Source organism: Allobosea sp. 2KB_26 (genome assembly GCF_052115715.1).
Classification (GTDB): Bacteria; Pseudomonadota; Alphaproteobacteria; order Rhizobiales; family Beijerinckiaceae; genus Allobosea.
The window spans coordinates 79,122-88,087 of the sequence record NZ_JBFRHE010000005.1 but is presented as its reverse complement, the minus strand read 5'-3'; the positions used below and the strand labels follow the sequence as shown (position 1 = coordinate 88,087).

Annotated in this window: 7 protein-coding genes; 1 reads left to right on the top strand and 6 read right to left on the bottom strand. The window is 64.8% G+C overall.

What is annotated here, in order from left to right:
• Positions 1 to 41 precede the first annotated feature (41 nt).
• A complete protein-coding gene (gene guaD / locus AB4099_RS16250; protein WP_441478807.1) occupies positions 42 to 1,382 on the top strand; it encodes a guanine deaminase in 1,341 nt (446 codons plus the stop codon).
• On the opposite strand, the gene AB4099_RS16245 is transcribed toward guaD, so the two are convergent.
• The 6 genes from AB4099_RS16245 to AB4099_RS16220 all read right to left on the bottom strand — a co-directional run bounded on the left by AB4099_RS16245 (position 1,343) and on the right by AB4099_RS16220 (position 8,924).
• On the bottom strand, positions 1,343 to 2,200 hold the full coding sequence (locus AB4099_RS16245) for a D-amino-acid transaminase (protein WP_113514572.1): 858 nt from the start codon (positions 2,198 to 2,200) through the stop codon (positions 1,343 to 1,345). The genes guaD and AB4099_RS16245 overlap by 40 nt on opposite strands.
• Before the next feature lie 162 nt (positions 2,201 to 2,362).
• Positions 2,363 to 3,958 carry an ABC transporter ATP-binding protein gene (locus AB4099_RS16240; protein ID WP_441478806.1) on the bottom strand — a complete coding sequence of 532 codons (1,596 nt, stop codon included), beginning with the start codon at positions 3,956 to 3,958 and terminating at the stop codon, positions 2,363 to 2,365.
• A 1-nt stretch (position 3,959) separates the two neighbouring features.
• Complete coding sequence (locus AB4099_RS16235; protein WP_441478805.1) at positions 3,960 to 5,081, bottom strand: ABC transporter permease subunit; 1,122 nt, start codon at positions 5,079 to 5,081, stop codon at positions 3,960 to 3,962.
• 4 nt (positions 5,082 to 5,085) lie between these two features.
• Positions 5,086 to 6,006 carry an ABC transporter permease subunit gene (locus tag AB4099_RS16230; RefSeq protein WP_441478804.1) on the bottom strand — a complete coding sequence of 307 codons (921 nt, stop codon included), beginning with the start codon at positions 6,004 to 6,006 and terminating at the stop codon, positions 5,086 to 5,088.
• 66 nt (positions 6,007 to 6,072) lie between these two features.
• Positions 6,073 to 7,674 (bottom strand): peptide ABC transporter substrate-binding protein, encoded by a 1,602-nt coding sequence (locus tag AB4099_RS16225; protein WP_441478803.1) that lies wholly within the window; start codon positions 7,672 to 7,674, stop codon positions 6,073 to 6,075.
• A 131-nt stretch (positions 7,675 to 7,805) separates the two neighbouring features.
• A complete protein-coding gene (locus AB4099_RS16220; protein WP_441478802.1) occupies positions 7,806 to 8,924 on the bottom strand; it encodes a dienelactone hydrolase family protein in 1,119 nt (372 codons plus the stop codon).
• Positions 8,925 to 8,966: the final 42 nt, after the last annotated feature.

The window sequence follows — 8,966 nt, the reverse complement described above, 5'->3', positions numbered from 1 at the left end:
TGGTGCAGATATGACGTGATTTTGAGGCGGAGCACGAGCCCGTGAACGAAGACCGTCACCTTCGCGCCCTGCGTGGCCGCCTGCTCTGGTTCGTCGGCGATCCCGAGACCGCGGGCGAAGCGGCGCATCGCTATATCGAGGACGGTCTGATCCTCATCTGCGATGGATTGATCACGGCCGTCGGCGCTGCATCGGAACTGCTGCCGACGCTGCCGGCGGAGGCGGAAATCGTCGATCATCGGCCAAACCTGATCATGCCGGGCTTCATCGATGCGCATCTGCACATGCCGCAGACTCAGGTGATCGCCTCTTATGGTGCGCAGCTGATGGAGTGGCTGAACAAATACACCTTCGTGGAGGAGCAGAAGCTGGCGCAGCAGGGCCATCCGGAGAAGCTGACGCGTTTCCTGCTGGACGAGTTGCTGGCGAGCGGCACCACCACGGCAGCGGTCTACTGCTCCGTCCACCCGCAGTCGGCCGAAGCCTTCTTTGCCGAATCCGAGCGCCGCAACACGCGGATGATCGCCGGCAAGGTGATGATGGACCGCAACGCCCCGCAGGCACTGACCGATACAGCCGAGAGCAGCTATGCCGACAGCAAGGCCCTGATCGAGCGCTGGCATGGCCGGGGACGCCAGCTCTATGCAATCACGCCGCGCTTTGCGGTGACCTCGACGCCGGAACAACTCACGGCTGCCGGACGGCTCGCCTCGGAACATCCGGATTGTTTCGTCCAGACCCATATCAACGAGAACCAGGCCGAGATCACGCTCGCCCGCCAGCTTTACCCGGCCGCCGATGACTATGCCGGCATCTATCGCGATTACGGCCTGCTCGGCCGCAAGAGCCTGATGGGCCACTGCATCCACATGACCAAGCATGAATGGCGCGCCTTTGCCGAGGCCGGTGCCGTCGCCGTCTTCTGTCCGACGTCGAACCTCTTTCTCGGTTCAGGCCTGTTCGACTGGGCCCGGGCGAAGCGGGAGGGCGTGCGGATTGCGGTCGCGACCGATATCGGCGGCGGCACCAGCTACTCGATGCTGCGGACCATGGCCGAGGCCTACAAGGTGCTGCACCTGCAGGGCCAGTCGCTTTCCGCGTTCGCGGCGCTGCATGCGATCACGCGCGGCAATGCGGTGGCGCTCGGGCTCGAACATCTCATCGGCTCGCTCGAGCCTGGCCGTGAGGCGGATGTCGTGGTGCTCGACCCGGCTGCGACGCGGGCGATGGCGCATCGGCTGGAAACAGCGCGCGATCTGGCCGAGGAATTGTTCGTGCTCGTCACGCTGGGTGACGAGCGCAATGTCGCCGCGACCTATGTCGCGGGGGAGCGTGTGGGCAATCAGCCCAGCACGCCGCCCTTCCTGGCGAAGTCGATATAGATCTCGCGCAGGCGGATCGCGGTCGGTCCCGGCGCGCCGTTATGGATCGTGTGGCCGTCGATCGAGACCACCGGCATCACGAAGCTGTTGGCCGAGGTGATGAAGGCTTCCTCGGCATCGAGCGCCTCATCCAGAGTGAACGTGCGTTCCTCGAAGGTGAAGCCGGTTTCGGCCAGGAAAGCCAGTACGGCCTTGCGGGTGATGCCCGGCAGGACCTTGTTCGAGAGCGGCCGCGAGATCAGCGTCTTGCCCTTGACGATCCAGGCGGTCGAGGACGCACCTTCGGTGACGACGCCGTCTTCCACCAGCCAGGCTTCCTGCGCGCCGCTTTCGGCAGCGAACTGCTTGGCCAGCACCGGCCCGAGCAGGTTGACGCTCTTGATGTCCCGGCGGGCCCAGCGCAGGTCCGGGCAGGAGACGACCTTGATTCCAGTCTTTGCGGCGGGCGCCTCGCTCAGGTTGCGGGCCTGCGAGAACATCACCAGGGTCGGCGCTACATCCTTCGGGAAGGCGAAGTCGCGGTCGGCAGCGCCGCGCGAGACCTGGAGATAGATGCCGCCCTCGTCGATAGCGTTGCGCTTGATCAGCTCTTCATGGATCGCGATCAGTTCGGCGCGCGACCAGGGCAGGTCGAGCCTGATTTCACCACAGGAGCGTTCCAGCCGGGCAAGATGCGCATCGCAGTCGACCAGCTTGCCCCCGAGCACGGCCGAGACTTCGTAGATGCCGTCGCCGAAGATGAAGCCGCGGTCGAAAATCGAGATCCTGGCCTCTTCCTCGGGCAGGTACTCACCATTCACATAGACAATGCGGCTCATCGGCTTTGGTCTCGTGGTTGAAGGAATGCCGGCATTGGTAGCGGAGGCGCGGGCAGGAGGCGAGTGCCAAAGAGGGCTTGCAGATCGGCGTCGGGCGCAACACTGCCGAGCCGGAATGACGAGGAACGCCATGGCAAGCAGACCTGACCGGATCTCCGCCGCTTACGCCTTCAGCGCGGCCGCGATCAGCCTTCGCGTGTAGCTTTCGCGCGGCGTGGCGAAAATCGCTTCGGTCGGCCCGCTTTCGACGACGCTGCCGTCCTTCATCACCATGATCGTGTCGGCCATGGCGCGGACCACGGCGAGGTCGTGGCTGATGAAGAGATAGGAGAGGTCGTGGCGGGCCTGGAGGTCCTTGAGCAACGCCACGATGCTCTTCTGCACGGTACGATCGAGCGCCGAGGTCGGCTCGTCCAGCACGACCAGCGCCGGGTGCAGGATCATCGCGCGCGCGATCGCGATGCGTTGGCGCTGGCCGCCCGAGAATTCGTGCGGATAGCGGTTGCGCAGGCGCGGATCGAGCGAGACCTCCTCCAGGGCCTGCACCGCGCGCATGTCGCGTTCGGCGCGGGTTAGTTGAGGGGCGTGGACGAGCAGCCCCTCGCTGACGATTTCGCCCACGGTGAGGCGCGGCGAGAGCGAGCCGAACGGGTCCTGGAAGACGACTTGCAGGCTCTTGCGCAGAGGCCGCATCTGCGAGCGATCGAGCGGCGCCAGTGCCCGGTCCTCGAACCGGATCTGCCCGCTGGCCGGGACGAGCCTGAGGAGCGCCTTTCCGAGCGTCGACTTTCCCGAGCCGGACTCCCCAACGATGCCAATGGTCTGGCCGCGCTGCAGCGTCAGATCGACGCCGTCGACGGCGTGGAGCAGGGCTTGCTTGCGCCTGAGAAAGCCACGACCGAGATCGTAGCTGACGCGCAGGTCACGGGCCTCGAGCAGGATCGGGGCGCCCTTCGGCGCAGGTTGCTTATGGCCTGCGGGCTCTGCCGAGAGCAGCAACTTGGTGTAGGGATGGCTCGGTGCTGCGAAGAGGGCCTCGGTGGTTCCGCTCTCCACCACTTCGCCAGACTTCATGACATAGACGCGCTCTGCATATTTCCGCACCAGCCCGAGATCGTGGCTGATCAGGACGACGGCCATGCCGAGCCGCTTCCTGAGATCGGAGATCAGCGCCAGGATCTCGGCCTCGATGGTGACGTCGAGCGCTGTCGTCGGTTCGTCGGCAATCAGGATATCGGGGTCATTGGCCAGCGCCATCGCGATCATGACGCGTTGGCGCTGCCCGCCCGAGAGCTCGTGCGGATAGGCATCGAGCCGTTCCTGCGGCCTGGGAATCTGGACGAGTTTCAGGAGTTCGAGCGCCCGCGCCCGCGCGGCGCTGCGTGACAACCCCTGGTGTTTGCGCAAGGGGGCGGCCATCTGGCTCCCGATCCGGAACAGCGGATCGAGCGATGTCATGGGCTCCTGGAAAATCATCGCGAGCTTCCGGCCGCGATAGGCGTTGAGTTGCTTGGGCTTCAGCCCGAGCAGCTCCGTGCCGCGATAGCGGATCGAGCCTTCCGCCTCGCCATTCCCTGCGAGCAGACCCATCGCGGCCATCACCGTCTGGCTTTTGCCGGAACCGGATTCGCCGACGATGGCGACGAATTCGCCGGCTCCGACGGCGATGTCGACGCCGTTCACAGCATCGAGCAGCCCATCATTGGTCCGGAAGCGCACGCGCAGGTCGCGGATGTCGAGAATGGTTCCGTCTGCCATCTCAGCGATCCCTGGGATCGAGCGCGTCGCGCAGGCCATCGCCGAGGAAGTTCAGCGCGAACAGGGTGGCCACCAGGAAGCTCGCCGGGAAGATCAGCATCCAGGGCGCGCCCTGGATCGAGCGGGCACCGTCCGAGATCAGCACGCCCCAACTCGTCATCGGCTCCTGCACGCCAAGGCCGAGGAAGGAGAGAAAGCTCTCGAGCAGGATGATCTTCGGCACCAGCAGCGTGACATAGATGATGACCGGGCCAAGCGTGTTGGGAATGACATGGCGCCTCAGGATGCCGCCGGTCGTGACGCCGAGCGCCTCGGCCGCCAGCACATATTCCTGTCGCTTGATCGAGAGCGTCTGTCCGCGCACGATCCGGGCCATGTCGAGCCATTCGATCGCGCCGACCGCGAGGAACATCAGGATGAAGTTCCGGCCGAAGAAGACGACCAGCAGAATGACGAAGAAGATGAAGGGCAGTGAATAGAGCACGTCGACGATGCGCATCATCAGCATGTCGACGCGGCCGCCGAGATAGCCCGCTGTGGCGCCGTAGCTGACGCCGATTACGAGCGCGACACCCGTCGCGAGCAGTCCGATCGCCAGGGAAACCCGCCCGGCGATCAGCGTGCGGGTCAGCAGGTCGCGGCCATTGGCATCGGTGCCGAACCAGAAGCGCTGCCGCTTGATCGGGACGTCCAGAGAGAGCCTGCGGCCATCCTCCTCATTGGCCAGGATCTTCGGTGTGCCGAACTGGTCTGAGCGATCGAAATAGACGAGAAGGCGCTGATCGATCGGGCGCTGTGACGTCAGCGTCAGACGCACGCCATCTTGGCTTACGGCGATATCGCTCGCTATCGCCCGGACGCGCGAGGCGATGCGCTGGACGGCGGCTGGTATCGCCTCGGCCTTGGGATAGCTGTCGATGCTGGCGGGCACACGGACATAGTCCTGGTAGACCCGATCATGCGGATGTCCGGTCATCAACGGGCCGATCAGGCAGGCCAGCGTCATCAGCGCCAGCACGATCAGGCTCGCGACCGCCGCGCGGTTGCGCATCAGGCGGATGCGCGCATCCTGCCAGAGCGAGCGTCCGGCGACGGGCAGCGGGGCAAGCGTGATCTCGCTCATGCGCTCACTCCAGCCTGACGCGCGGATCGAGCAGCGCATAGACAACGTCGACGATGAGATTGAAGACCAGCACGAAGATCGCGACGACGACGACCGTGCCCATCACCAATGTGTAGTCGCGGTTGAGCGCACCTTCGACGAAATAACGGCCGATGCCGGGAATGGCGAAGATGCTCTCGACCACGACCGAGCCGGTCAGCAAGGCTGCGGCCGCCGGCCCGAGATAGGAGACGACGGGCAAGGCTGCGCCGCGCAGGGCATGCAGCGCGACCGTCACGCTGGAAAGCCCTTGTGCCCGCAAGGTGCGGATATGGTTGGCGCGCAGGGTCTCGATCATCGCCGCGCGGGTCATCCGCGCGATCACCGCGATCTGTGGCAGCGCCAGGGTCACGATCGGCAGGATGGTGTTGCGGGCGGCGCCGCCATTCCAGCCGCCGACCGGCAACCAGGCCAGCATCAGCCCGAAGACGATCTGCAGCACGGGCGCGACCACGAAATTGGGAATGGTGATTCCGGCCGTGGCAAAGCCCATCACCGCATGGTCGGCATGCTCGTTCTGGCGGAAGGCGGCGAGCACGCCGAGCGGGGCGCCGATCAGCAGTGCCAGCGCGAGTGCCGATGCGCCCAATCGCATCGAGACCGGCAGCCCCTGCGCGAAGAGTTCGGCGATGGAGAAGTCGCGGAAGTAGAAGGAAGGGCCGAAATCACCCCTGATCAAGGCCGCGAGATAGGTCAGGTATTGCTGATGGAGCGGCCGATCGAGCTGATAGATCCGGCGCAGGTTCTCCATCACCTTCGCTTCCAGCGGCTGTTCGAGGTCGAACGGGCCGCCCGGTGCGACGCGCATCAGGAAGAAGGAAATCGTCACGATCACGAACAGGGTCGGGATCGCGATGGCGAGGCGACGCAGGATGAAGGAGAGCATTTCCGAATGAACCGGGCCGTCTGCGGCGTCATGACCGGGCAGGCCCGGTCATGACGCGCGGGTTGCTTACGGCTTCAGGCTCATGAAGCGTGTCGGCAGCGCGCCGCGGAGATTCTGCTGGAAGCCGACGAGCTTGGGCGAGACCAGGTTCTTCGACGAATAGAACATCACCGGAATCCACGGCACCTCGGCAGCGAGGATCGCGTCGGCCTCGCGCAGGATCGCGGCACGCTTGGTCAGGTCGATCTCGTCGGCGGCCTTGGCAAGCAAGCCGTCGAAGGTCGGGTTATTGTACTTGCCGGAATTGAACCCCTTGTTGTCGCTGAGGAACAGGAACAGGAAGTTCTGCGGGTCCGAAAAATCGCCGATCCAGCCATAGCGGGCGATGTCGAAATCGCCACCGTCACGCAGAAGGGCGAAATGGGTCTTGCCGTCGGTGTTGATGAAGCTGGTCTCGACGCCGAGTGCCTTCCACTGCTCGGCAATGGCGATGACGGTGCGTCGGTTGTTGTCGGTCGTGTTGTAGCGGAGCTGTATCTTCAAGGGCATGCTGGGCCCGAAGCCCGCATCCTTGAGCAACTGCTTGGCCTTCTCTTCGCGGTCGAGCGGCGAGGCGTTCTTGAAGTCGGCTTCGGCGGCCGTGCCGTAATTGCCGATATTCGGCGGAATGACGCCATAGGCCGGCAGCATCGTGCCGCCCCAGATCTCGTCGGCGATGAACTCACGGTCGAGCACCATGGACAGGGCCTGGCGGACGCGGACATCGTCGAAGGGTTTCTTCGAGCTGTTGATGATGAGGAAATAGGTGCCAAGATAGGGCGCGATCTTGACCTGATCGCCCAGTTTTTCGCGCAGCTGCTTGATCTGGTCGGCAGGAATATCGGTCGTCATATGCAGTTCGCCGGCCTGGAAGCGCCGGGCGGCGGCGGCGAGGTCCGGCGACGGATAATAGATCACCGTATCGATCTTGACGTTGGCCGCGTCGTGGAAGGCCTTGTTCTTTTCAAGCTTGATATGGGAGTTCGGCACGAACTCCTTGAGCACATAGGCGCCGTTCGAAACCCAGTTCTCGGGCTTGACGAAATCGCTGCCGAATTTCTCGACGGAGGCCGGATGGACCGGAAGTCCGGTCTGGTGCGTCAGCAACTCCAGAAAGTAGGGGGTCGATCGCTCCAGCTTGATCTCGAGCGTCGTGTCGTCGATGGCCGTCACACCCAGATCGGCAAGCTTCGCGCCCCCGTCGCTCTTGTTGATCTTCTCCGCGTTCAGGATCGGATACAGGATGTTGGCGTATTTCGCCCCCGTCTCGGGATTGACCATGCGCCGCAGCGAGAAGACGAAATCCGAGGCTTTCACCGCGTCCCCGTTCGACCATTTCGCATTGGGGCGCAGCTTGAACGTATAGGTCTTGCCGTCCGGGCTGATCGTCCAGCTTTCCGCCACACCGGGCACGACAGTGCCGTTGATGTGGTGGATGACGAGCCCTTCGGAGAGATCACGCAGCAGATGCGCTTCCGACACGGTCGAGGTCTTGTGCGCGTCGAGCGTCTCGGGATCGGAGTCGTTGCCGCGATGGAAGGTGACCTGGGCTTGTGCGACCGTGGTGGTGGCGAGCGCCAGAGCCGCGGCAATGGCTAGCGGCGCCGCGCGGCGCGTGATCCTGAACATGACGAAACTCCCCTGAGGGCAGGTCTTCCTGCCTGTTCCTGACATGACCGGGAGAGTAGAGCGCGCTGCTCGCGCGCTGCCAAGCAGGAAAAAAACTTGCAGGCAGGAAAAGTCCTGATCCCCGTTTTCGTTTACGGGGCACCGCCGGCGGGCAGCATGAAGGTGTCGTTCTCGAAGGCGATCACGCAGTCGCCAGCGGCTTTGGCACAATCGTTCAACGTCGCTTCCTTGGCGCGATCGAGCGTCTGGGAGCCGAAGGTGTAGCGGAAATGCTTGCGTGACCGGCTGAGCGCCATCGCCTTCTCGCCGGGCGCTGCAAAATACTGCTCGAATGCGGCGGCGCGTGCCGTCAGCCCCAGCTTGGCGAAGAGCTCCCTTGCCTGGGCGGGCGACCAGGTCGGCAGCTTCCAGGCACGCAGCGACGCGTCCACCTCGCGCAGCCAGAAGAACCGGGCCTGTCCGTGACGGAAGATCAGATGACCAGTGGGCCGGACTTCGGGCAGCTCGACGAAGCGGATATCCCCGCCGGCATCGCGTGCGGCGCCGCGCATGCGGTCGACGAGAGCGGGCGGAAACAGCTCGTCGTTCTTCGCATAGATCCAGAGCTGTGGCGGCGCGCCGGGCACCTGCCAGCCCTTGACGACTCCGACCAGCGCATCGCGCGCCTTGTCGACACAGCTGTCGATATTCAGGCCGCCGGCGACATTGACGATGCCGCGCAAGCCCGCTGGTTTGCGCTGGGCGAGCGCCAGGACCGCCGCGCCTCCCGCCGATTCTCCGACCGCAATGGCGCGCGCCGGGTCGACATCGTCGCGCTGCTGCAGCACCCGCAGGGCGGCTTCGAGTTCGCTGGCATCCGCCTCGAATCGGCTGGTGAAATCGAGATCGGCGCAGGAGGTCGAGGCCGGGAAGGGCCCATCCGACTGGCCGAAGCCACGGCGCATGACGACGGCTGCGAGCCAGTTACGCCGGGCAAAATCCCGGGCGACGGTGGCGTAGGACGCCGCCCGCAAATCGCCCATGCTGACGCTGCTCGAGGATTTGCCGTGAGTGATCAGCGCCAGCGGGAGGCGCCCCTCGGCCCGCTCCGGCCTGACGATCAGCGCCTCGAGCCTGACGTCACGCCCGTCGAGCTTGATCCGGAGGAAGGTGCTCTCCTCGCGGAGGGGCTCCTGCGCGCTGGCCGCTGCCGCGGCCAGGAACGGAAGCATGAAGGCCGCGAGCCGCAGCAGCATCCTGGTGATGCGCATGGCCTGTTCCCCGCAATCCCGTTCCGCCGGAGCACCGCAGAA